The sequence below is a fragment of the Leucobacter sp. GX0328 genome (assembly GCF_053567315.1).
The window spans coordinates 1,422,958-1,446,079 of the sequence record NZ_JBSGPC010000001.1; the positions used below are offsets into that span (position 1 = coordinate 1,422,958).

Below are 23,122 nucleotides of genomic sequence, written 5' to 3' on the forward strand. Positions count from 1 at the left end.
AAGACATTCATGAGCGTCCCCCTAACCCAGAGCCGACCCAGCTTGCAGCGGGTGTCGTGCCGTGCTGTGATGCCCAGCGCCACGTCGACATATGTCGACGTGTGCCGAGAGGCCGTGCGCCTCGCCGCGCCGCGCTCAGGTGTGCCGCTCGTCGCACTGCGATGCGGTGTGTCGCGATGCGGTGTGTCGCGATGTGCCGCGCCGCAATATGTCGCCGCGCCAAGGACAACTTGCCAATTGCATCCCCGGGCGAAGCGCGCTCCGTGACCGAGCGTCCTGCGCCCGCCGCCACTCGCGCGGCTTCTGGTGACCGCGGCTGCTGTTGCGCGGCCGAGCCAATGATCCACACAGTGAATAGGAGAATCAAGTGGAATCAATAACTGGACGCCGGTATCGGCCTCAAGGGCACCTGGCGCGTACTGCGTCGCTGCTCGGTGTCGGGGCGCTCATCGCTTCGTCGTTTACGGCCGGAAGTTTCGGCGCGGCGGCCTTCGCGGAGTCGATCGAGATAGTGCCGAACGGCACGTTTGAAAGTGGAATAGCAGGCTGGACAGCGCCGTTCGGTGGCACGTTAGCCGCGAGTGCTGACGCCAAAACAGGGCAGGGAGCGCTTGAGATCAGCGAACGGACGGGCTTCCAGTCGGGCCCGGCCGCCACAGTGACAGGAAAGCTCACGACCGACGCGAGCTATAACCTGTCGGTTTCTCTGAAGTACGCAGCTGCAGAAGGGGCACCGGAAACGCAGGATTTCAATGCGGTTCTGTGTACCTCATCACGAAGCAAATGCGATGTTGTGTCTTCGGTGACCGCAGCGGCTGGTGAATGGGCCACCATCACCGAGACCTTTACACCGCTTGCCGCAGAGTACGATGTGCTGTTCCTCGAAACCCCGTGGAACACGAGTGTGCAGTCGTTTGTTATCGATGACTTTTCACTCAGCGCGGGTGGCGGTGGCACCTCTGCGGCTGAGCCTCCGGCGGTTCCCGGCAATCTTCTTCCAGACGGCCGATTTGCGTCAGACTTCACGGGCTGGTCATCGACCCGTGGTGGCATCCTCGCGCTCAGCGATGACGCAGCGAGTGGCGCTCACTCCCTGCAGGTGAGCGAGCGCGAAAACACGCAGTCGGGCCCATTTGCTAGCGTCGCTGGCGCTTTAGAAGTGGGTGCAAGTTATCGGATGAGTGGAAAGCTGAAGTACGACTCCGGTAATGCAACGCAGCAGTTTAATTTCACGTTCTGCCCGTCAAACTTCAACGGCTGTGCCGACTATGGTCACACCTTCAACCAGGGTGAATGGGGTGCGTTCGCGCAAGAGTTCACCGCGGAGGCCAAGCACGCAGCGGCCGACTGGTTCTTTGTAGAGACGCCCTGGGGATCGAACGCGCTGCAAGATTTCAAGGTGGACGAGCTGTCGCTGGTCAAGATCGCCGATGCTCCGCCAGCACCTGAGTTCACCACTCTCGAGAAGGTGCAGACTAAACCGATCGGCGACCACAATCCACTCGTGGGCCACAAGTTCGGTGCCGACCCGCACCACCTTGTGTATAAGGATCGGCTCTACATCTACTCGACGGATGACACCCAGCAGTACGAGGCGAACTCGAAAGACGAGAACGGGCTGCCCACCCAGTCAAACGGATACGGGGCGATCACGCGTTTGAATGTGATGTCGACAAGCGACATGGTCAACTGGGTCGACCACGGTTCGATTCCGATCTCCAGGGCTGACGGGGCACTGCCCTGGTCCAGCAACTCGTGGGCACCCGCCGCGATTGAGAAGGACGGGAAGGTCTACCTGTACTTCTGCGACAACGGCAGCGGAACAGCTGTGACCATTGGCGGCTCACCGCTCGGGCCTTGGACTGACCCGCTCGGCAAGAAGATCATTCCCGACACGGTCTCCGCAGACTACATCGCTTCGGGTGGCTTCCCCGCCGGCATGTGGCTCTTCGACCCTGAGGTGTTCATTGACGATGACGGCCAGGGATACCTCTACTTCGGCGGCAACTCACAGATCGGCACGGAGCCGAATGTGCAGGGGCCGCAGAACCCGAAATCGACCCGCGTGGCGAAGCTGAAAGACGACATGGTCACCCTCGATGGCGATCCGGTCGAGATTGACGCCCCCGGCATGTTCGAGGCATCGAGCATGTTCAAGCGAGACGGCAAGTACTACTACTCGTACTCTTCGAACTTCCAGGTGGAGGCGGAGCCGGGCAAGTACCCGGAGCGTGGAGCGATCGCATACATGATGACCGACGATCCAATGGATCTGAGCGCATCCAAGTATGCGGGAGTTGCCTTCCAGAACCAGGGCACGTTCTTTGGTGCAGGCAATGGTGGCAATAACCATTCCGACATGTTCAATTACAAGGGGGAGACATACCTGACGTACCACGCGCAGACGCGCGGCGCAGCATGGGCTGAGGCCCTTGGTACTCCGGGTGCGACCCAGGGCTACCGTTCGGTGCACATCGACAAGCTCGAGTTCAACGAGGATGGCACGATCAAGCCTGTTGAGGGCACGCGCGCCGGTGTCGAGCAGGTCGAGAGCTTCGACCCGTATCGCACCTTTGAGGCTGAAACGCTTGCCTGGCAATTGGGCCTCAGCATGGACAAGACGGAGGTCGAGTCTGCAGAGTTCCCGGAGCACAATGGCAGTGGCAACCTGGTGCTATCAAGCGTCGATGACGGTGATTTTGCAGGGATCGCGGGAGTGGACTTCGGAACTGGCGCAAAGAGCGTGTCGGCGAAGGTCAAGCCGCTCGTCGAAGGTGCCAGCATCCAGGTGCGTCTCGACAATGTCGACGGTGCCGTTATCTCCGAGATTCCGGTCACGGGCGCGGTAGGCGAGTGGACCACGGTGACGGCCGACGTGACCGGCGCTGAAGGGGAACACGATGTATTCTTCGTCTTCGAGGCCCCTGAGGGCGTAGACGGCGAGACTGACTTGGTCGAGGTCGACAACTGGGCTTTTGCCGCAGTCGACGATTCGAACAACGGCGGTGCTGACGGCGGTAACGGCGGTGCTGATGGCGGCAACAGTGGTGCTGATGGTGGCAACGGTGGTGCTGATGGTGGCAACGGTGGTGCTGACGGCGGCAACGGTGGTGCTGACGGCGGCAACGGTGGCAGCGCCGGTGGTGGTGTCGCTGATAGTGGCGGGGCCTCGAGTGGTGCCGATGGTGTGAACGGTGGTGTTGGCAGTGCTGGTGCTGGTGCTGGCAGTGCCAGCACTGGGGCTCACGGTGACACCGTTTCTGGTGTCCAGGGCACCGGAGATCGGTTGGCCGCGACCGGTGCTGATGGTGCGGGAGGCGCTGCTGTTGCTGGCGGGGCGCTCGTGCTTCTCGGGGTGGCCGCGTGGCTGCTGCGTCGTCGGCGTGTGAACCGGGCATAGGTTCCGGGGGTATAGCCGAGGTGCCGGTGTGGTCATCGCTGCGGTGACCGCACCGGCACCCGCGCACTTTCGGGTCGGGCCGGTTTGAGGCGGTGCCGGAAGGTATGTGATCTGCCAGATATATGTTCGACACGCCGCGGAAGCGGCATATATCGGGCTGATCACTTTTTTTGGTCGAGGCCGAGGTCGAGGTCGAGGTCGAGGTCGAGGTCGAGGCCGGGGTTGAGACCGGCGGCGGGGCCGGGGCTGGGGCTACCGGGGCCGGCGGCGGGGCTGAGGACGGCGGCGGGATGACCGAGGCCGGCGGCGATCCCTGTTGCGAATGATTATCAGTAGCCGCTATCTTGGAGTTCTGACCATTGAGATCGATTCTCATTTAGAAAGCTCCTCATGACTGCACCTTCGCGCATGCGAACCCTCCGGCGCCCCGCGCCGCTCGCCCTGCCCGCCCTCGCGCTCGCCGCGGCACTCGCGCTGAGCGCCTGCTCCGCCGGTGACGGCACGTCGGGCGCCGCTCCCGACGATCGCCTCTCCGTCGTCGCCACCACGACCCAGCTGCACGATTTCGCCGCCCGTATCGGCGGTGACGACATCTCGCTCACCGGCCTCCTGTCGCCGGGGGGATCGGCGCACCACTTCGACCCGAGCCCCGGCGACCTGCTCGCGCTCGGCCAGGCCGACGTGCTCATCGTCAACGGCGCCGGCCTCGAGACCTTCATCGACAGCGCGATCGAGGCGTCGGGCTTCGACGGCGAGATCATCACGGCCTCGGAGGGCCTCGATCCCGAACTGCTCGAGCATATCACCGCCGAGGGGGAGAGCGCCGACGCGCACGAGTCCCATGACGCGCATGCGGACGAGCACGCCGACGAGCACGCCGGAGGACAGTCCGGCGATCACTCCGAGGAGCCGACCGGCGACGATGCGCACGACGGGCATGCGCACGACGGTCACGACCACGACGGTCACGACCACGGCAGCATCAACCCGCACATCTGGACCTCGCCGCGGAACGCCGAGGGAATGGTCTCGATGATCGCCGGCGATCTCGCCCGCGTCGACCCTGCGCACGCCGACGACTACACGTCGCGCGGCGACGCCTATATCGCCCAGCTCGGCGAGCTCGACGCCTGGGCCGCCGCGCAGTTCGCGCGCGTGCCCGAGGCCGATCGCGTCATGGTGAGCGGGCACGATTCGCTGCGCTACTTCCTCCACGACTACGGCATCGGTTTCGCCGGCGCCATCCTGCCGAGCTTCGAGGACAACGCCGAGCCGAGCGCCGCCGACATCGACGCGCTCGTCGCCGAGATCGAACGCCGCGGTGTCAAAGCGGTGTTCGTCGAGAGTTCGATGAGCCCGAAGCTCGCGCAGACCATCGCCCGCGAGGCCGGCGTCGAGGTCGTCGATGCCGACACTCTCTACGCCGACTCGCTCGGTGCCCCGGGCAGCGACGGCGCCGACTACCTCTCGGCCACCGTGCACAATACCCGCGTCATGGTCGAGGCCTGGGGCGTGCAGCCCGAGCCACTGCCCGCGTCGTTGGCGGAGACGGCGCAGTGAGGACCGCCGCAGCGAAGTCTCCGGCTGCGGAAGACCCGGTCGCCCCGACTCCGGCGCTCACATTCGACGGCGCCGCATTCGGCTACGACGGCATCGCCCGCGTGCACCACCTGAGCCTCGAGGTGCCGGCCGGCGCCGCCGTCGCGCTGATCGGCCCGAACGGCTCGGGCAAGTCGACGCTGCTGCGCGGTATCCTCGGGCTCGCCGACCTCGTATCGGGATCGGTCGCGGTGCTCGGCGAGAGCCCGGTGCGCGCACGCCCGCAGGTCGGCGCGCTGCCGCAGGCCGATACCCGCGACACCTCGATGCCGGTCACGCTCAAGCAGGTCGTGACGATGGGGCTCTACCGTTCGCGGGGCCTGCGCCCCATCGGCGCTGCGGGCCGTGCGGCGGTCGACGACGCCCTCGACCGGGTGGGGCTCGCCCCCTTCGCGAAGCGCCGCTTCGGCGAGCTCTCGGGCGGCCAGCAGCAGCGCGGCATTCTGGCGCGATCCCTCGTCTCGAACCCTCGGCTGCTGCTGCTCGACGAACCGTTCAACGGCCTCGACCGCGAGAACCGCGACGCGCTGCTCTCTCTCGTGCGCGAGATCCGCGACGAGGGGCGCACCGTCATCGTGTCGACCCACGATCTCGAGATCGCGCAGCGGGCCTGCACCCACGCGCTGCTGCTGTCGAGCGGCCACGCCCCCGAGCAGCCCGGCCACCCTGCCGCGTTCGGGCCCGTCGACGAGGCGCTGACCCTCGAGGCGGTGCAGCACGCGTTCCACGATCAGACGGTCGAGCTCGACGAGCACACCGTGACCACGGCGCGCGAGGTCGAGTGATGGCCGCGCATCTGGCCGTGCTCGTGAGCGACCCGGGCTTCGTGCAGATCTTCGCGCTGCCCTTCATGTGGCGCGCGCTCGTCACGGTCGCGGTGCTCGCGGTCGCGGCGGGCGTCGTCGGGCTCTTCATCAGCTTCCGCGAGCTCGAGTTCGTGAGCGACGGCCTCGTGCACGCGGTCTTCCCGGGTCTCGTCGTGGGCGCGGCGATCGGCGGCACTTCGGCCCTGCTGCCGGGCGCAGCCGTCGCCGCGGTGCTCGCCGCCGTGCTCTTCACCGTGATCGAACGCCGCGGCGGAGTCGGCGCCGACGCTGCGATCGCCGTCGTGCTCACCGGCCTCTTCAGCCTCGGCATCGTGCTCGTGTCGCGGCAGGAGGGCTACGTCTCGCAGCTGCAGGATCTGCTCTTCGGCCGCCTCCTCACCGTCACGAGCGCGCAGCTCGTGCAGGTCGTCATCGTCGCGGCCCTCGCAGTGCTCATCGTGCTCGCGAGCTGGCGGGTGCAGCTCTACCGCGCCTTCGACAGCGCGGGCGCCGAGGCCGCCGGCTACCGCCCCTTCGCGGCCGACATCGTGCTCGGCATCGCGGTCGCACTGCTCGTCGTCGCGGGCGTGCAGGCCCTCGGCGTGCTCATGGTCATCGCGCTGCTCACAGTGCCGATGGCCGCGGCGCGCCTCCTCACCCGAGGCTTCGCCCTGCTCATCCCGCTCGCCGTGCTGCTGCCGCTCGCGGCCGGTGTCGGCGGCCTGTGGCTGTCGTTCGAATGGTCGATCGGCACCGGCGCGAGCGTCTCGCCCGGTGCCGTGGTCGTGCTGCTGCTCATCGCGGGCTACCTGCTCGCGGCGTTCGTGCGCGTGGTGATGCTGCGCGCGCCCGAACTTCGGCGCTCACCCGTCGTTCGGAGCAGAACGGCGATTTCGCTCCGAAATTCGGGTGAGAGCCGAAATTCGGGCGAGGGATCGCCGGCCGCTGCCGACTGCGCGACGACCGCCGGGTCGGCGCGGGAGGGCCGCGCATGAGCTACCTCGCCACCGCCGCGCTCGAACTCGCCCTGCTCGGCATCCTCTCGGGCATCGCCGGCACTCTGATCGTGCTGCGCCGCCGCTCCTTCTTCGCCGTCGCGCTGAGCCATGCGACCTTCCCGGGCGGCGTCGTGTTCGCGGTGCTCGGCTGGAACCTGCTGCTCGGCCAGGCGCTCTTCGCGTTCGTGCTCGTGCTGCTCATGACGCTGCTGTCGCGACTGCCCGGCCAGGGTCGCCAGGTGACGAGCGGCATCGTGCTGTCGTTCGGCTTCGCGCTCGGCACGCTGCTCGCGAGTCTCAACCCGGGCCTCGGCGTCCCCGTCGACGCGCTGCTCGTCGGTTCTCCGCTGAGCGTCACCGCCGGCGACGTGGCGGCGACCGCCGCAGTGATCGTCGTGGGCGGCGGCCTGCTGCTCGTGAGCTGGCGCCGCATCGTCTTCCACGCCTTCGACCCCGTCGGCTTCACGGCGTCGGGCTACCGCGCCTGGCCCGTCGAAGTCGTCGTGACCGGGGTGATCGCCGCGGCGGTCGTCGTCGCGATGCCGGCCGTCGGGGCCATCCTCGGGGTCGCGGTGCTCATCGCACCGGCCGCCGCGGCGCGCGTGCTGGTGCGTCGTCTCGAGTGGATCCCCGTCGTGTCCGCCGTCATCGGCGTGGCGGGCGGCCTCATCGGATTGTGGGTGTCGCGCGAGTTCGGCGCCTCGGCCGGCGGCGCCATCGGTCTCGTGCTCACCGGCCTCTTCGCGCTCGCGTTCGGCGTGCGTCGACTGGCCGAGTTCGTCGCCGGGCTCACCGCGGCCGGCGGAGCTCGCGCTACGGTGGGAAGCGGCATCGGAGTCGGAGGTGGAGCATGACGCAGCCGAAGCGCAACACGTGGCAGCGCGAAGCCGTGCGCGCGGCGCTCGCCGAGGCGCACGGATTCGTCAGCGCCCAGCAGCTGCATCAGGCGCTGCGCGGCGGCGGCTCGACGATCGGGCTCGCGACCGTCTATCGTGCGCTATCGAGCCTCAGCGAGACGGGCGAGGCCGACTCGCTGCAATCGCCCGAGGGCGAGAACCTGTTCCGCTCGTGCGCGACCCAGGGGCACCACCACCACCTCATCTGCCGCGGCTGCGGCACGGCGGTGGAGCTGTCGGCGACCGTCGTCGAGGAGTGGGCGACTCGCGTCGCCGCCGAGCACGGCTTCTCCGAGATCGAGCACGTCGTCGACCTCTTCGGGCTCTGCGCCCGCTGCCGCGCGGCGTGACATCTGCCGGGGCATGATCCCTGCCGGTGCATGCTCCCCCGCGAACCCGCGCGCTGAGCGCAGAGAAACGTGGAGCCGAACGGTGCACCGAAGGGGGATGTGTGCACCATTCGGCTCCACGGTAGGTGCGCCGCCGGGCGCTGCAGGCGGTTGCGCGCCCGGCGGCGAGTCTGGGCGGGGCCTCAGACCCCGGGGCCTCAGACCACGGGGCTTCAGTCCCGGGCCTCAGACCCCGGGGCTTCAGGCCCCGCGGTTCGGGCCGCCCGGGCGCGCTCCCGAACCGTCGTCCGAGGCGGAACCGTCGCCGAGATCGTCGAGCACCTCGGTGACCGCTCGATCGTTCTCCGCGGCGGCCGCGAGCGCTGCCGGCTGCCCCGGCGCGAACCTGCGCGTCCACACGATCTTCAGCGCCCGCCGCCGCGCCCGCTTCAGCCGCACGTTCTCGCGCCGCCGCTCGACGAGCGTGTAGAGGATCGGCACGAGCACGAGCGTCAGCAGCGTCGACGATACGAGGCCGCCGATCACGACGATGGCGAGCGGCTTCGAGATGAACACGCCGCCTCCGGTGAGGCCGAGCGACATCGGGATGAGCGCGAAGATGGTTGCGGCGGCCGTCATCAGGATGGGGCGCAGGCGCAGTCGGGTGCCGTGCTCCACCGCCTCGTCGAGCGAGGCGCCCGCCGTGCGCAGCCGGTTCACGAGATCCATGAGCACGATCGCGTTCGTGACCACGATGCCGATGAGCATCAGCAGGCCGATGAGCGCGGGCAGCCCGAGCGGGGTGCCGGTGATGAGCAGCCCGAGGATGGCGCCGGTCGCCGCGAACGGGATCGATACGAGCAGCACGAACGGTCCGCGGAAGCTGCGGAACGTCGCCACCATCACGAGCAGCACCAGCATGATCGCGGCGAGCATCGCGAAGCCCAGCTGCGCGAAGGCTTCATCCTGCTCGGCGCTCACGCCTCCGAGGTCGAACACGACGCCCCCAGGCAGGTCGGTCTCGGCGATGGCCCGGTCGATCGCGGCGCTCGCCGCATCGAGCTGCCCCGACTTCGGCGTGACGGTCAGCGTCACCTGGCGCTCGCCATCGGTGCGCATGATCACGGGGGCGGTCTGCTCCTCCTCGACGGCCGCGATGGCAGAGACAGGGATCGCGGTGCCCGTGATCTGGGCGGCGGCCTTCTGCTCGGCCTCGGCGGCCTCCTGCTCGGCCATCTGCTGCGCTGCCTCGGCCTGCGATTCGCGCATCGCGGCGATCTGCTCGTCGGCGCCTTCGATGCCTGAGCGCACTCCCGCGATGGCCTCCTGCAGGGCCGCGATCTGCGCCTGGCGCTCGGCCTCGGCGGCGGCCGCGGCCTCCTCCTCGGGCGACGGCTGGGGGCCCGGCGGGGCCGGGGGCGCGGTCACGACCGGGGCGGCTGAGAGCTGCGCCAGCTGGGCGTTCAGCTGGTCGAGCTGCGCGGCCATCTCGGCGCGCGCGTTCGCGGCCTCGCCGATCTGCTTCGCGAGCTCGTTCTCGCCCTTGATGCGGGCCTCCTCGGCCTGGGCCTCGGCCTTCTCGCGCAGCGCGTCGTTCGCGACCTTCTGCGCCTCGGCGGTCTGCTGCGGGGTGACCGGCAGCATGATCTCACCGATCTTCTCGGCAGTGCGCTCGGCCCCCGGCGTGCGCACGACGATGTCGCGCTCGTTGCCCTCGAGCATGAGTCGGCCGGCGTGGCGGCCCTCGAGCGCGTCCTGCACCGCCTTCGCGACCGTGGCGCGGTCGAAGCCGAGCTTCGCGGCCAGCACCTCGTCGAGCTTCACGCGTACGACGGGCTGATCGCCCTTGATGTCGCTCTCGACCGACTGCACGCCCCGCGCATCTGCCAGCTCCTGCTCGAGCTTCTCGCTCGCGAGCCTGAGCGCCGCCGGGTCGTTGCCGCGGATCTGCAGTGCGATGCCCGAGCCCGCGGCTCCCGCCACGAAGGCGTCCTGCGTCAGCAGCTTCACCTCGCCCGCATCCTTCACCCGGTCGAGGGCGTCGCCGACGGCGTCGCTCACGACGGTCGCGTCGGCGCCGTCGTCGAGCTGCACGTCGTAGCTCACGGTCGGGTCTTCGCCCGCGATGCCGCTGCCGCCGACCGGGATCGACGTGATGACGTCGCTCACCCCGTCGACCTTCGCGAGCGCCTGCTCGACGGGTTCGGCGGCCTTCACGAGATCTTTCGACTGCTCCTTCGTCGGAGTCTGCATGACCTGCAGGCTCTCGGCGCCCGACGAGCCGAGGAAGTCGGTCGGGATCAGCGAGCTCATCGCGATCGTGCCGAACAGCACGAGCACGGAGCCGACGAGCGTGATGACCGGGTGGCGGCGGGTCGCGTTCAGCGCCGGCATGATGGTGCTCTGCAGGCGGTCGGGTGCGGTGTGGATCTCGGCGAGGTCGTCGTGGGGGTCGGGGTCTGCGCCCGGTGCGCGGACGGCGCCGGGGCCGCCGCGCTTCGCCCGCCGGTTCATGAACCAGTACGCGAGCACCGGCACGATCGTGAGCGCCACGAACAACGATGCGAGCAGCGCGATCGACACGGTCACGGCGAAGGGGCGGAAGAGCTGACCGGCGATGCCCGAGACGAACGCGATCGGCAGGAACACGGCGACCGTAGTGAGCGTCGACGCGGTGATGGCGCCCGCGACCTGGCGCACCGACGCGACCACGCCCTCGACGGTCAGCGGCCCGTCGCCGCGGCGGCGGCTGATGTTCTCGATCACGACGATCGAGTCGTCGACCACGCGGCCGATCGCGATCGTGAGCGCGCCGAGCGTGAGAATGTTGAGCGTGTTGCCGCTCCACCACAGGCCGATGAGCGTGATGAGCAACGACAGCGGAATCGACATCGCCGCGATGATCGTCGAACGCCACGACCACAGGAATGCGAGGATCACGAGCACGGCGAAGAGCAGACCGAGCCCGCCCTCGACCGAGAGGTCGTGGATCGACTGCTCGATGTACGGCGCCTGGTCGAAGATCGTCACGAATTCGGCGTGCACGATCGGGGAGAGGCGGTCGAGCTCGGCGTTCACGGCGTGCGAGATGTCGACGACGTTGGCGCCCTGCTCGGGCATGATCTGCAGCGTGAGCGCGGGCTTGCCGTTGACGCGCGAGATGTTCGTCGCCGGCTTCGTCTCGAGGTGCACGTCGGCGAACTGCGAGACGGTCACGATGACCGGGTTGCCCTCGGCATCGGCGGTCGCGATGGGCAGCGCGCCGATCTCGGCGATGGCGGTCTCGGCGGTGCCCTCGGCGCCGAGCGGCACGCCGACGGTGACGGAGGTCTGGCCGTTCTCGGATTCGGCGGCGCCCGCGGGCAGGGCCGCGCCGTGCGCCTGGAGTACGGCGTCGAGCATCGCCGGGTCGACCTTGAGCGCTGCGACGTCTGCGGGGCGCAGATCGATCATGATGCGCTGCTGCTCCTGCCCGGCGAGCTCGGCCTTCCGCACCCCCGGCACGCCCTGCAGTGCGGGGACTACGGTGCCGGCGATCGATTCGCCGAACGCGGCGCCGTCTTCGCCCTGCTCGCTGCCGGCGCTCAGCATCATCGCGGGCATGGAATCGGAGCCGCCCGAGAACGCGGCCACCTCGGTGCCGGTCGGGAAGCCCGCCTTCAGCGCATCGGCCGCGCCCTGCACGGCGCGGAACGTCTCGTCGTCGTTCTCGCCGAACGACCACTCGACCATGATCTCGGCCGAACCGCTCGACGTCGTCGACGAGACCTTCGTGACGCCCGGCACCGCCTGCAGCGCCTGCTCGACCGGTTCCGTGATGGTGCGCGCCATCTCCTCGGGTGCGAGGCCCTGGGACTGCACGCTCACGAAGGCCATCGGCACCTGCATCGTCGGCATGAGCTCCTGCTTGAGCGCACTCATGGAGAAGAGGCCGACCACCGCGACGGCGAGGGTCGTGAGGCCGACGATGAGCCGGTTCTTGAGGCTGGTGCGTGTGAGGAAGGTCATGATCGCTTTCGTCGTCGTGCATCGGCGACCGCGGCGGGGCGCGGAGCCCGCGGAACGGTCGATGATTCCACACTGCCGTGCGCGGAGGGGGCGCCGCATCATCCTGAAGTACCATTCCGCTCATCCCGCGGTATGAAGAGGGAAAACCGGAATGCTCCCGAAGGCTCTCAGCGTGTGGTGCGAGGCGCCCCCTTGTGCCCGAGATGACGGCGTGACTACGGTGTTCACGGGTGCGTTTCGCGCAAACGGGTGCGTCTCGCGATGCCGAGCCCCGCGGCGGGTGGGCCACAATGGGAGGCGAACGGCCGGTGCCGCGGGTACCGGGCGGGATGCAACGGAGGAGCGCGCATGGCCGAGGAGACCGCTGTCGACGAGTGTGCGGCGACGTACCGGGACGAGGGGCGAATCGACTCGCCGCGCGGCCGCTTCGCGGGCGTGCTCTTCGACTGCGACGGCGTGCTCGTCGACTCTGAGCTCATCACGAACGGCACGCTGCGCGAGATGCTGCACGAGCTCGGGTGGCCGATCTCGTCCGAGGACTGCCTGCGCCGCTTCATCGGGCGGGCGCTGAAGGACGAGTGGCGCGTCATCGAGCAGCACACGGGGTTCCGCATCACCGAAGACTGGCTCGCCGGCTTCCGGGCGCTGCGCGACGAGCGTCTGCGAGCGCATCTCGAGGCGATCCCCGGCGCCCCCGAAGCCGTGGCCGCGGTGTCGCGGCACTTCGGCGGCCGCATCGCCTGCGCGACCGGCGCCGACCGGCCCAAGGTCGAGATGCAACTGGCGAAGGCCGGCATCGCCGGCTACTTCGGCGACAGGGTGTTCAGCGGCATGGAGATGCCCCGCTCGAAGCCCGCGCCCGACGTCTACCTGGCGGCCGCGCGGGCGCTCGGCATCGACCCCGTCGACGCGCTCGTCGTCGAGGACACCGTTGCGGGCGTGACCGCGGGCGTCGCGGCTGGAGCGACCGTGCTCGGCTTCTCGTACGGCGGACCGGTCTCGACCGACGCCGACGTGCTCCTCGCTGCGGGAGCGTCGCGCGTGTTCCGGCGCATGAGCGAGCTGCCGGCGCTCGTCGCGGAGCTCGACGGGGCGCCGATCGTCTCCTGAGCGCCGCACGGGTTCGAGGAGTAGCGTGGGCGGCATGATCAGGGACATCGAAGTGCAGCTGCCCGGCGGCGAGCGGGCGAAGTTCGGCGACATCGCTCCGGGCGCCGCCCTCGTCGTGAACGTCGCATCGAAGTGCGGGTTCACGCCGCAGTACGCGGGGCTCGAAGCGCTGCACGAGGAGTTCGGCCCGCGCGGTCTCACCGTCGTCGGCGTCCCGTGCAACCAGTTCCTGATGCAGGAGCCGGGTACCGATGCCGAGATCGCCGAGTTCTGCACGCTGAACTACGGCGTCGCGTTCCGCCTGCTCGCGAAGACGAAGGTGAACGGCCGCGGCACCGACCCGCTCTTCAAGGAGCTGCGCAAGGGCCGCGACCCGGAGGGGCAGGCCGGGCTCGTGCGCTGGAACTTCGAGAAGTTCGTCGTCGACCGCGACCCGGCCGGCGGGGGAGCGCCTCGGGTCGTGCGGTTCCGCTCGGCGACGACGCCCGAAGACCCCGCGATCCGCGCCGCGATCGAGGCAGCGCTCGCGAGCTGACGTCGGTCGGCCGCCTGCCGGCTGCGCCCGCGACTAGCGCGGGTCGACGGCCACCCAGGCGGGGTGCTTCGCGGTGCGTCCGTCGCCGCTCGAACGGCGGGTGATGCGCCGGCCGATCCACGGCAGCACGTGCTCGCGCGTGTATCGCAGCTGCTCGCGCGCCGTCGGGGCCGGCGTCGCCTCGGCCGCGAACACCCAGTCGGCCGGCGGCTCGTAGCCGAGGGTGCGCAGCACGTTCGCGGCAACCCGGTGATGCCCGACCGGCGCCAGATGCAGCCGGTCGTGCGACCAGTACTGACGGCCAGCGAGCTCGGCGTCGCTCCAGTTATCGGTGAACGGGATGCCGAGGCGCGTGACGATCCCTGTCGCCGCCCGCACCAGCTCGTCGCCCTTGCGCCGCACGCGCTCGCCGCCGGGGAGGCCCGCCGTGGGGTTCGCACCCGCGAGCAGCAGCGGGGTCGCGCCGGTCTGCTGGATGCGGCGCAGCGCCTGTTCGGATTCGGCGGTGATCCAGGCCATGTCGGTGCCCGGGCGCAGCATGTCGTTGCCGCCGCCGTTGAAGCTCACGAGGGTCGGACCGAGGGCGAGCGCGGGCTCGAGCTGCTCGGCGATGATGCGTGCGAGCAGGCGCCCGCGGATGGCGAGATTCGCGTAGTGCACCGTCTCGCCCGTCGCGTCGGCGAGGCCCTGCGCGACCAGGTCGGCCCAGCCGCGCACCGAGCCGTCGGGCTGCTCGTCGCCGACGCCCTCCGTGAAGCTGTCGCCGATGGCGACGTACCTGATGCCCGACTGCTGCCGCTCCGCCTCGCTCACGGACACCAGGATACGGCGTCGCCCGCGCCGGCGCGTCGGCCATTTCGCTCGAACGCTTGACAGATGCGCGCGAGGTACGTAGGTTCGTTAGTGAAGTAATTAACCAGTGAACGGAGGGATCGAGTGTTCGACGACAGCCGCCCGATCTTCCAACAGCTCGCCGACCGCATCGCCGATGAGGTGCTGCGGGGCATCTACGCAGAGGAGGAAGCAGTGCCATCGACCAATGAACTCGCGGCGCACCTGCAGATCAACCCCGCGACCGCCGGCAAAGCGCTCAACCTGCTCGTGGAGCGCGACGTGCTCTACAAGAAGCGCGGCATCGGCATGTTCGTGGCGCCGGGGGCGCGATCCCTCATCGCCGAGGAGCGCCGCCGCTCGTTCGCCGTGCGCTTCGTGGCCCCGCTGCTCGCGGAGGCACGCTCGCTCGGCCTCGGCCCCGCCGAGATCGTCGCGATCATCGACCAGCAGACCGAGGCGGCCGCGCAGGCCGCCGAACCCGAACTCCGGAACCAGGAGGAAGCCCGATGACCACCGCCATCTCCACCCGCGACCTCACGCGCAGCTACCGCGGCACCCGCGCCCTCGACGGCGTCACCCTCGACATCGAGGCCGACGTCATCACCGGCCTCCTCGGCCGCAACGGCGCCGGCAAGACGACCCTGATGTCGCTGCTCACCGCGCAGGATCGCCCGACCTCGGGCCAGGTGCTGTTGGGCGGGCGCGACCCGTTCGAGCGCCCCGAGGCCATCGAGAGCATGTGCTTCGTGCGCGACAACCAGCGCTACCCCGACGACTACAAGCTCAAGCACGCGATCGCCGCCGCGAAGATCTTCTACCCGAACTGGTCGAGCGGGCTGGCCGACCGGCTCATCGAGCGCTTCCGCATCCCCGAGAAGCCGATCGTGAAGAAGTTCTCGCGCGGGCAGCTCTCGGCCCTCGGTATCGTGATCGGCCTCGCGTCGCGCGCTCCCATCACCTTCTTCGACGAGCCCTACCTCGGCCTCGACGCGACCGCGCGCGGCATCTTCTACGAGGAGCTGCTGCGCGACTACGGCGAGCACCCGCGCACCATCATCCTCTCGACGCACCTGATCGACGAGATGGATCGCATGCTCGAGCGCGTCATCGTGCTCGACCAGGGGCGCGTCGTGCGCCACAGCGACGTCGACGAGTTCAGGGGCGGCGCCTACCAGGTGGCCGGTCGCTCGAGCGCGCTCGAGCAGTTCGTCGCCGGGCGCCCCGTGCTCTCGCGGCGCACGATCGGCGGCCTCGGCACCGCCGTGATCGGCCGCGCCGTATCGCAGGCCGACCGCGAGGCGGCCGAGGTCGACGGGCTCGAGATCAGCGCGGTGTCGCTGCAGGATCTGGTCGCGGCCCTCGGCGTCGGCGAATCGGTCGAGGGTGCGGACGAAGGTACTGCCGGCGGCGACCGGGAATCCGGCGCATTCGCCGGAGCAGCGCACAACGGAAGGAGCGCATCATGAACCGCATACTGAAAGTCACCCGCCTGCATCTGGTGAAGGCCTCCACCTTCATGGTGGCGCCCCTGATGATCCTCGCGATCGTGATGGCGATCTCGGTCGTCATCGCGATCGCCATCCAGCGAGCGCTCGGCGATGCCGCCTCGACGACCGAGTACATCGAGGGGGCCCGGTACAACAGCGCCATCATGTGGGCGCTGCCGGGGTTCCTCATCTACTACGGGGTGCAGGCCATCGCCACGACGTATCCGTTCGCGCTCGCGCTCGGCACGACGCGCCGCGACTTCATCCTCGGCACCGTCATCGCGAACGCGGTGCAGTCGGCGTACATCGCACTGCTGCTGCTCGTGCTGCTCGGGCTCGAGCTCGTCACGAACCACTGGTTCGCGGGCGTCTACGTGCTCGACACCTACGTGGTCGGCGCGGGCGACCCGGTGGCACTCGTCGTGCGCTCGTTCGTCGGCGTGCTCTTCTGCCTGACGGCGGGCGGCATGTTCGGTGCGGTATGGGTGCGCTTCGGCCCGAAGGGACCCGCCGTCGTCGGCCTCGCCCTCGGCCTCGTCGTCGCGCTCGGCGTGCTGATCATCGCGCCGCGCATCGGCGAGATCATCGCCTCGGTCACAGTGGCGGGCCTCGGCGTCGCAACCGTCATCGCCGTCATCGTGTGCCTCGTCGCCACCTGGTTCGCGATGCGCAGGGCCTCGGTCAGGTAGGCGAGCACGGCCTCACGACCTCAGGGCCTCACCGCACGCGAATGCCCGATCTGGTGCAGTATTCCTCGGAATAACGCACCAGATCGGGCATTCGCATGTGAGCGGGCAGGTCGGGCTGCCCGTGCAGCAGCGCGGGTTACGCGCGAGCCGGCTCGGCTTCTGCTGCAGTGCCGACCTCGGCGGCCGGTGCCTCGGCGGCCGGTGCCTCGGTGGCCGGCTGCTCCAGTGCTTCGTCGACGTCGTCGTTATCGAACGCGAGGCCCTTGCGCGGAGCGTTGTAGAGCTGTTCGTCGAGAATGCCCTCGCGCTTCGCGACGATCGTCGGCACGAGCGCCTGGCCCGCGACGTTGACCGCAGTGCGACCCATGTCGATGATCGGGTCGACCGCGAGCAGCAGGCCGACGCCCTCGAGGGGCAGGCCCAGCGTCGAGAGGGTCAGCGTGAGCATCACGATCGCGCCGGTCGTGCCCGCCGTCGCCGCAGAACCCACGACCGAGACGATCACTATCAGCAGGTACTGCATGATCGAGAGGTCGATGTTGAAGAACTGGGCGATGAAGACCGCGGCGACCGCCGGGTAGACCGCGGCGCAGCCGTCCATCTTGGTCGTGGCGCCGAGCGGCACCGCGAACGAAGCGTAGCCGCGGGGCACGCCGAGGTTGCGCTCGGTGACGCGCTCGGTGAGGGGCAGCGTGCCGATCGATGAGCGGCTCACGAAGCCCAGCTGCACGGCGGGCCAGACGCCCGAGAAGTACTGCTTGATCGAGAGGCCGTGCGTCTTCACGAGGATCGGGTAGACGACGAACAGCACCAGCGCGAGGCCGAGGTAGAGCACGCCGACGAACGCGGTGAGCGAGCCCATCTTGTCCCAGCCGTACTCGACGATCGCATTGCCGATGAGGCCCATGGTGCCGATCGGGGCGATGCGGATGATCCACCACAGCACCTTCTGGATGATGGCGAGCGCCGACTCGGTGAGCGCGATGAAAGGCTCCGCCTTCTTGCCGATCTTCAGCGCTGCGATGCCGACGGCCGCCGAGATCACGATGACCTGCAGCACGTTGAAGTTCGCGGCGGCGCTGATCGCGCCCGTGGTCTCGTCGACCGAAGCGCCGACGCCGAGGCCCAGGAAGTTCGTCGGTACGAGGCCGATGAGGAAGTTCCACCACGTGCCCACCGTCGACGGGTCGCCGGTCTCGAGGCTCTGCGAGGCGACGGCGCCGGGGCGCAGCACGGTGCCGAGCACGATGCCGATCGACACCGCGATGAGGGCCGTGATCGCGAACCAGAGCAGGGTCTGGCCGGCGAGGCGGGCGGCGTTCGTGACCTTGCGCAGGCCGACGATGCTCGACACGATCGCCGTGAAGATGAGGGGCACGACGGCGGCCTTGAGCAGGCTGACATAGCTCGAGCCGAGCACCTTCAGGGTGGCCTGGAGGCCGTTCGCGTTGCCCTCGGCGTCGGAGCCGAGCTGCAGGGCGACCGTGCCGAGCACGAGACCCAGCACGAGGCCGGCGAGGATCTGCCAGCCGAACGAGGTCATCCAGGCAGGGAGGCGGCGCTTGCGGGCGGCTTGCTGGGCGGTCGCCGTGGGTGTTGACACGAGGAGTCCTTCCGAGAGTTGCGAAGCGTGGCGCGTGCGAGCGATGCGGCTCGTCGACGCGACAAGTTGAGGGGCGGCTCCGCGACCCGTCGCACAGGCGCGGCTGCGGCTTGTGCGACGGGGCCGCAGTGCACCCGAACCAACGAAGAGTGTAGCAAAGTATTCGTGAAGGTTATTTCATCTATTACGAAACATTCAACGATGCGGGTGGCGGCGCGGGGAGCGATCCCTGCAGTCGGGGTTGCCCGGTAGGCTGGAGCGCATGGCTGATTCTTCGTTTGACGTGGTGAGCAAGATCGATTCGATGGAGGTCGAGAACGCGATCAACCAGGCGCGCAAGGAGGTCGAGCAGCGCTACGACTTCAAGGGCGTCGGGGCCGATGTGTCGCTGAGCGGCGAGAGCATGATCCTGATCAAGGCGAACTCCGAGGAGCGCGCGAACGCGGTGCTCGACGTGCTGCAGTCGAAGATCATCAAGCGCGGCATGTCGCTCAAGGTGCTCGACACCGGCGAGCCCTACGCCAGCGGCAAGGAGTACCGCATCGAGTCGAAGCTCAAGGAGGGCATCGACCAGGCGACCGCGAAGAAGCTGAACAAGCTGATCCGCGACGAGGGCCCCAAGGGCGTGAAGTCGCAGATCCAGGGCGATGAGCTGCGCGTCTCGTCGAAGAGCCGCGACGACCTGCAGTCGACCATCGCGCTGCTCAAGGGCGCCGATGTGGACACTGCACTGCAGTTCGTGAACTTCCGGTAGGCGCGGGCATGATCGGCGAGAACCTGCTCGGGCCCGAGCCCACGCTGCTGCAGACCGACGGCGCGGTCGAGGCCGCGCTCGCCGCGGGCGCAGATGCCGAAGCGATCGTGCGCGAGCACCCCGATTCGCCGCTGGCATGGGCCGTGCTGGCCGATGCCGCGAATGCCGATGGGCGCGAGATCGAAGCGTACGCCTTCGCCCGTGTCGGCTACCACCGCGGGCTCGACGCCCTGCGTCGGGCCGGCTGGCGGGGCGCGGGCCCCGTGCCGTGGTCGCACGAGCCGAACCGCGGCGTGCTGCGGGCGCTCTACGCGCTGCGCCGCTCCGCCGGCCGCATCGGCGAGACGAGCGAGGTCGAGCGCCTCACCGAGTTCTTGAACGGGGCCGACCCCGCGGCGATCGCGGCGCTCGACGCGCAATAGCAGTATGGATCGTCCGAGTCTCATTGATGAGTTGCAGGGCCTTGCCGATGCCCTAGCGGCCCGGATTCATCAGTCTGTGGCGGTCGACGATGCCGCGGGACGCTTGCTCGCCGTCAGTCGGCATTACGGTGATGCTGATGAGTACCGGATGATACTCATGCTTGAGCGCAAGATTCCGCCTGCGTACCGAGAATTCTTCGCACCATATCTTGCGCATGGGGCGGAGGGGCCGATCCATGTCCCGGGGAATGATGAGTTGTCGATTCTGCCGAGGATCGGGTATCGCATCTATATCGAAGGACAACTTGTCGCATTCCTGTGGTTCATGGATCTGGGAAGGGAACTGCAAGAGGAGCTCATCGAGAGCTACCTTTCTCGGATGCGTGAATTGCTTGCGGAGCGTCTTGATAAAGGTTCGTTCCGTGATGCAGGTCGTCAGTCTCAGCTTTTCGATTTGATTTCCGGACGTCCAACTCATCGGGAGTCATTGATGCAGTTCGAAGCGCCGGAGGGCGTTCGGCATTGCTTCGCCGTGGTGAGCTATTACTGCGATGACGTGCGTGATGAATTCCGTGCGGGTGCCGATGCATTCATGCGGGACCTTCCCGATTACATTATCGATCACGGTTTCCGATTCGTTGGCAGCGTAGAGCCAGATGGATTAAGCGTCGCGGTGTACCGTCGGGAAGTGGGGAACGAATCCGACCTCACGGCTATGATCGACCGTTTTGCACTCGCTGCTTCATCACTCTGCGGAGACGAGTTCCGAGGACCAACGCGGGGAAGCTTCGGGTTGAGTGAGCTCGGAGATATCACAGCGGTGCGCGAACTGTACGCACAATCGGTTCTAGCCGCATTCCTCGGACATCATCTTGGCGGACCGGATCCTCTGCTTGCGTGGCCGCAGATCAAGGGGTTGGCGAGATCTCTTACTCTGCCACCCGGAACTCCACAGTCGGCGGGGCTTCGGATGCTCGAAAGCATGCTGCTCGATGAAGATGGCTTCGCGTTCGAGACGATCGGGGCACTGCTGCATTCCGGAGCGGGTATCGGAGAAGCCGCGAAACTGCTGTCGGTGCACCGTACGACGATGCACTACCGGATACAGCAGCTCCAGGGTGCGACGGGAGTAAACCTTCAGATGACTGGGCATCGCTTCCTTGCGTTCGATCTGTGGCTGAGGATTGCTTTGACCAGGTCTTCGATCGGACATCTTGTCGAGGAAATACAACAGACCTAGCTATTGCTACGTCTGTAGCAATAGTCATTGATTCTTTTCGTCAGAATGCCAATGACACGGCTCGCGGCCTGCCGTTGAATGTAATTTAACGTGCTCCCCGCTGAGGCGGCCCGCGAATTCTACGGTGTCGGTTGCGAGGCGAGGCCACGTCATAGGACGCAGATTGCGATCTGGCGCCCGGCGAGTTCTCTCCCCGAGGCGCCGGCGCGTCGCGTATACGTAGCGAGCAAGGACAACACCTCTATGGAACTGGGAAAAGATCTCCTCTACCTCAACCGTGCGCAGGTCGAAAGCCTGGGTGTCACGATGCCGACGGTGATCGATTGGATGGAATCGGCGTATCGGGAGAAGGGGCGCGGTGACTACGCAATGCCCGCGAAAACCGCGCTGCATACCCTGACCGATACCCACCCGGGTGATTTCATTCATTCCATGCCCGCGTTCATTCCGGCGATGGAAGCTGCAGGAGTCAAAGTCGTCTCGGGATACGTGCACGCACGCGAACTCGGGCACCCTTACATCAGTGGTCTTTACCTGCTCAACGACGTCGATACCGGCATTCCCCTCGCGGTGATGGATTGCACGTGGATCACGATGGTCCGCACAGGCGCGGTGACTGGACTGACCGCCAAATACCTCGCTAACGAATCATCAGAAAGCCTTGGCGTAATCGGCACCGGAGTTCAGGGCCGTATCAACCTCGAAGCACTGGTCTGCACGATGCCGAATCTTAAGTCAGTGCGGGTGTTCGACGGCAACCCTGCTGCCGCTGAAGAATATCGCCGGGAGATGAGTGCGCTCTACCCGCAGCTCGATATTCAGATCGTGGGGCAGCGGGAAGAGGCGGTGATCGATTGTGACCTGCTGTTCTCGGCCGTTCCCAGCATCGTGAAGCCGGAATGGGAGTTCATCACCGCCGACATGATCAAGCCGGGCGCCACAGCGCTGCCTGTCGACGACCTCGCGCTGTACACGCCTGAGGCAGCATCAGGGGCGCCGTTTTCGAAGTTCTTCACCGACGACCAGGGGCAGTTCGAGAGCTTCAAAGAGATGGGCTTCTTTAGGGGATTCGACGAAGTGCCGTTGGAACTTGGGGAAATGATCGTCGGAAAGCATCCGGGGCGTGAGAGTGAGAGCGAGTGCATCATGACCGTTAATATCGGGACCGGTCTCGCCGATATCGCGACGGCGAAGAACCTCTACGTGCAAGCGCTTGACCAGGGCATCGGAACCGTCCTTCCGCTGTAGCGGCTCCAAAGATGGCCGTGCTCTATTGTGCAGGGCCCGCATAGCTCGGAAGTTTCAATCAGTTCAAGGTCGAAAGGATGTAGACAATGAAGAAGAAGATGATATCCGTCGGTTTGGCGGTTGCCATGGTCGGCACGCTCGCTGCCTGTTCTGGAGGTAGCGCCGGAGGGGCGCCGGCGGGCGGCACAGAGCTGAAGCTTGCAACCATGTACCCCGAAGAACATGCGGATGTTCAATCGGTTGAGCGGGCAGCAGCCGAGATCGAGAAGCAGACTGATGGCGAGGTGAGTATTTCAGTCTACCCGTCGAACCAATTGGGCGACTATACACAGGTGTATGAAGAAGTGATGGCAGGCACCATTGACATGGCGACCATCACCATTCCCACAAACTTTGACGAGCGCCTCGAAATGCTGACCATGCCGTACCTTGTGACCACCTTCGACGAGGCCAAGGAACTCTACGCCCCGGGCTCTGAGTTCTTCAACGAACTCAATGAGATTCAGGGTGAGCAGGGGATTGAAACCCTGAATATCTATCTCGACGGTTTCATGGGTGTCGGCATGGTCGATCCGCTCAGTGATCCGATGGATCCCGGAAAGAAGCATCCGCAGCTTGTGCGTGTTCCTCCGGTCGACTCGTTCTTGTGGACCGCCGAAGCAATGGGTTACAACACAGTGTCGGTGCCATATGCGGATCTCTACTCCGCCTTGCAGACCGGTGTGGCTGACGGCTGGGTGGGCGGATCCGCCTATGTGAATCAGACTTCGTTCGGCGATGTCATCAAACAGTTCGTCGACTCTCGCTACATTATGGAACTGGTAGTCACGATCGTGAATAAGGACACCTTCGAAAGCCTGACGCCGGAACAACAGGAAATCATGCAGGAGACCTTTGCTGCCGAAGCGCTCCTGGTGGCCGACGAGCGTGAGGCTCTCGATGAGGATGCCATGAAGACCATGGCGGATGCAGGTATCGACATCTACGAACCGACGCAGGACGAGCTCGACGCGATGGCGACGCACGTTCGCGAAGTCGCTTGGCCGAAGTACGAGAAGGTGCTCGGCGAGGAACTGCTCGGCGTTCTAATGAAGGCGCAGAACTAGGCAGGAGTAGGGAGGGGCCGAGGCAGGCACATACCCCGGCCCCACCTTTCTGCAGGAG

The 23,122-nt window shown here is 67.2% G+C and carries 19 protein-coding genes; 16 read left to right on the forward strand and 3 right to left on the reverse strand.

Features of this window, described 5'->3' with window-relative positions; genetic code table 11:
- The first annotated feature begins 367 nt into the window (after positions 1 to 367).
- The 6 genes from ACUYTF_RS06510 to ACUYTF_RS06535 all read left to right on the forward strand — a co-directional run bounded on the left by ACUYTF_RS06510 (position 368) and on the right by ACUYTF_RS06535 (position 8,049).
- Positions 368 to 3,400, forward strand: coding sequence for a family 43 glycosylhydrolase (locus tag ACUYTF_RS06510; protein WP_434141866.1), 3,033 nt, complete (start codon positions 368 to 370; stop codon positions 3,398 to 3,400).
- A gap of 390 nt (positions 3,401 to 3,790) precedes the next feature.
- Complete coding sequence (locus ACUYTF_RS06515; protein ID WP_434141865.1) at positions 3,791 to 4,960, forward strand: metal ABC transporter solute-binding protein, Zn/Mn family; 1,170 nt, start codon at positions 3,791 to 3,793, stop codon at positions 4,958 to 4,960.
- The gene (locus ACUYTF_RS06520; protein ID WP_449279495.1) at positions 4,957 to 5,784 is read left to right on the forward strand and encodes a metal ABC transporter ATP-binding protein; all 828 of its coding nucleotides are present in this window, start codon (positions 4,957 to 4,959) and stop codon (positions 5,782 to 5,784) included. Before ACUYTF_RS06515 ends, ACUYTF_RS06520 begins: the two co-directional genes overlap by 4 nt.
- Complete coding sequence (locus tag ACUYTF_RS06525; protein ID WP_434141863.1) at positions 5,784 to 6,800, forward strand: metal ABC transporter permease; 1,017 nt, start codon at positions 5,784 to 5,786, stop codon at positions 6,798 to 6,800. The genes ACUYTF_RS06520 and ACUYTF_RS06525 overlap by 1 nt, the downstream gene beginning before the upstream one ends.
- Positions 6,797 to 7,657, forward strand: a complete 861-nt coding sequence (locus ACUYTF_RS06530) for a metal ABC transporter permease (protein ID WP_449279496.1) — start codon at positions 6,797 to 6,799, stop codon at positions 7,655 to 7,657. Before ACUYTF_RS06525 ends, ACUYTF_RS06530 begins: the two co-directional genes overlap by 4 nt.
- Entirely contained in the window at positions 7,654 to 8,049 is a 396-nt protein-coding gene (locus ACUYTF_RS06535; protein ID WP_434141861.1) for a transcriptional repressor, read from the forward strand. Before ACUYTF_RS06530 ends, ACUYTF_RS06535 begins: the two co-directional genes overlap by 4 nt.
- A 240-nt stretch (positions 8,050 to 8,289) precedes the next feature.
- On the opposite strand, the gene ACUYTF_RS06540 is transcribed toward ACUYTF_RS06535, so the two are convergent.
- Positions 8,290 to 12,036 (reverse strand): efflux RND transporter permease subunit, encoded by a 3,747-nt coding sequence (locus tag ACUYTF_RS06540; RefSeq protein WP_449279497.1) that lies wholly within the window; start codon positions 12,034 to 12,036, stop codon positions 8,290 to 8,292.
- Positions 12,037 to 12,384: 348 nt separating this feature from the next.
- Here ACUYTF_RS06540 and ACUYTF_RS06545 point away from each other — a divergent pair, with 348 nt between their 5' ends.
- Positions 12,385 to 13,146, forward strand: coding sequence for an HAD-IA family hydrolase (locus ACUYTF_RS06545; RefSeq protein WP_434141859.1), 762 nt, complete (start codon positions 12,385 to 12,387; stop codon positions 13,144 to 13,146).
- Between the two features lie 34 nt (positions 13,147 to 13,180).
- Complete coding sequence (locus ACUYTF_RS06550) at positions 13,181 to 13,681, forward strand: glutathione peroxidase (protein ID WP_434141858.1); 501 nt, start codon at positions 13,181 to 13,183, stop codon at positions 13,679 to 13,681.
- 33 nt (positions 13,682 to 13,714) lie between these two features.
- On the opposite strand, the gene ACUYTF_RS06555 is transcribed toward ACUYTF_RS06550, so the two are convergent.
- Entirely contained in the window at positions 13,715 to 14,494 is a 780-nt protein-coding gene (locus ACUYTF_RS06555; RefSeq protein WP_434141857.1) for a GDSL-type esterase/lipase family protein, read from the reverse strand.
- 123 nt (positions 14,495 to 14,617) lie between these two features.
- Here ACUYTF_RS06555 and ACUYTF_RS06560 point away from each other — a divergent pair, with 123 nt between their 5' ends.
- Genes ACUYTF_RS06560 through ACUYTF_RS06570 form a run of 3 tightly spaced genes read left to right on the forward strand, consistent with a single transcriptional unit; the run spans position 14,618 to position 16,691 of the window.
- Positions 14,618 to 15,025, forward strand: a complete 408-nt coding sequence (locus ACUYTF_RS06560; protein ID WP_434141856.1) for a GntR family transcriptional regulator — start codon at positions 14,618 to 14,620, stop codon at positions 15,023 to 15,025.
- On the forward strand, positions 15,022 to 15,981 hold the full coding sequence (locus ACUYTF_RS06565) for an ATP-binding cassette domain-containing protein (RefSeq protein ID WP_434141855.1): 960 nt from the start codon (positions 15,022 to 15,024) through the stop codon (positions 15,979 to 15,981). The genes ACUYTF_RS06560 and ACUYTF_RS06565 overlap by 4 nt, the downstream gene beginning before the upstream one ends.
- Positions 15,978 to 16,691: a hypothetical protein gene (locus ACUYTF_RS06570; RefSeq protein WP_434141854.1), complete on the forward strand. Its 714-nt coding sequence runs from the start codon at positions 15,978 to 15,980 to the stop codon at positions 16,689 to 16,691. The genes ACUYTF_RS06565 and ACUYTF_RS06570 overlap by 4 nt, the downstream gene beginning before the upstream one ends.
- 136 nt (positions 16,692 to 16,827) lie before the next feature.
- On the opposite strand, the gene ACUYTF_RS06575 is transcribed toward ACUYTF_RS06570, so the two are convergent.
- Complete coding sequence (locus tag ACUYTF_RS06575) at positions 16,828 to 18,294, reverse strand: cation:dicarboxylate symporter family transporter (RefSeq protein ID WP_434141853.1); 1,467 nt, start codon at positions 18,292 to 18,294, stop codon at positions 16,828 to 16,830.
- Positions 18,295 to 18,556: 262 nt separating this feature from the next.
- Between ACUYTF_RS06575 and ACUYTF_RS06580 the strand changes: the two genes are divergently transcribed.
- The 5 genes from ACUYTF_RS06580 (at position 18,557) to dctP (ending at position 23,064) form a co-directional block, all read left to right on the forward strand.
- Positions 18,557 to 19,048: a YajQ family cyclic di-GMP-binding protein gene (locus ACUYTF_RS06580; protein WP_434141852.1), complete on the forward strand. Its 492-nt coding sequence runs from the start codon at positions 18,557 to 18,559 to the stop codon at positions 19,046 to 19,048.
- Between the two features lie 8 nt (positions 19,049 to 19,056).
- Complete coding sequence (locus ACUYTF_RS06585) at positions 19,057 to 19,470, forward strand: DUF3151 domain-containing protein (RefSeq protein WP_434141851.1); 414 nt, start codon at positions 19,057 to 19,059, stop codon at positions 19,468 to 19,470.
- A gap of 4 nt (positions 19,471 to 19,474) precedes the next feature.
- Positions 19,475 to 20,710, forward strand: a complete 1,236-nt coding sequence (locus ACUYTF_RS06590) for a helix-turn-helix domain-containing protein (protein ID WP_434141850.1) — start codon at positions 19,475 to 19,477, stop codon at positions 20,708 to 20,710.
- A 243-nt stretch (positions 20,711 to 20,953) separates the two neighbouring features.
- Positions 20,954 to 21,958, forward strand: coding sequence for an ornithine cyclodeaminase family protein (locus ACUYTF_RS06595; RefSeq protein ID WP_434141849.1), 1,005 nt, complete (start codon positions 20,954 to 20,956; stop codon positions 21,956 to 21,958).
- An 86-nt stretch (positions 21,959 to 22,044) separates the two neighbouring features.
- Positions 22,045 to 23,064, forward strand: a complete 1,020-nt coding sequence (gene dctP / locus ACUYTF_RS06600) for a TRAP transporter substrate-binding protein DctP (RefSeq protein WP_434141848.1) — start codon at positions 22,045 to 22,047, stop codon at positions 23,062 to 23,064.
- Positions 23,065 to 23,122 lie beyond the last annotated feature (58 nt).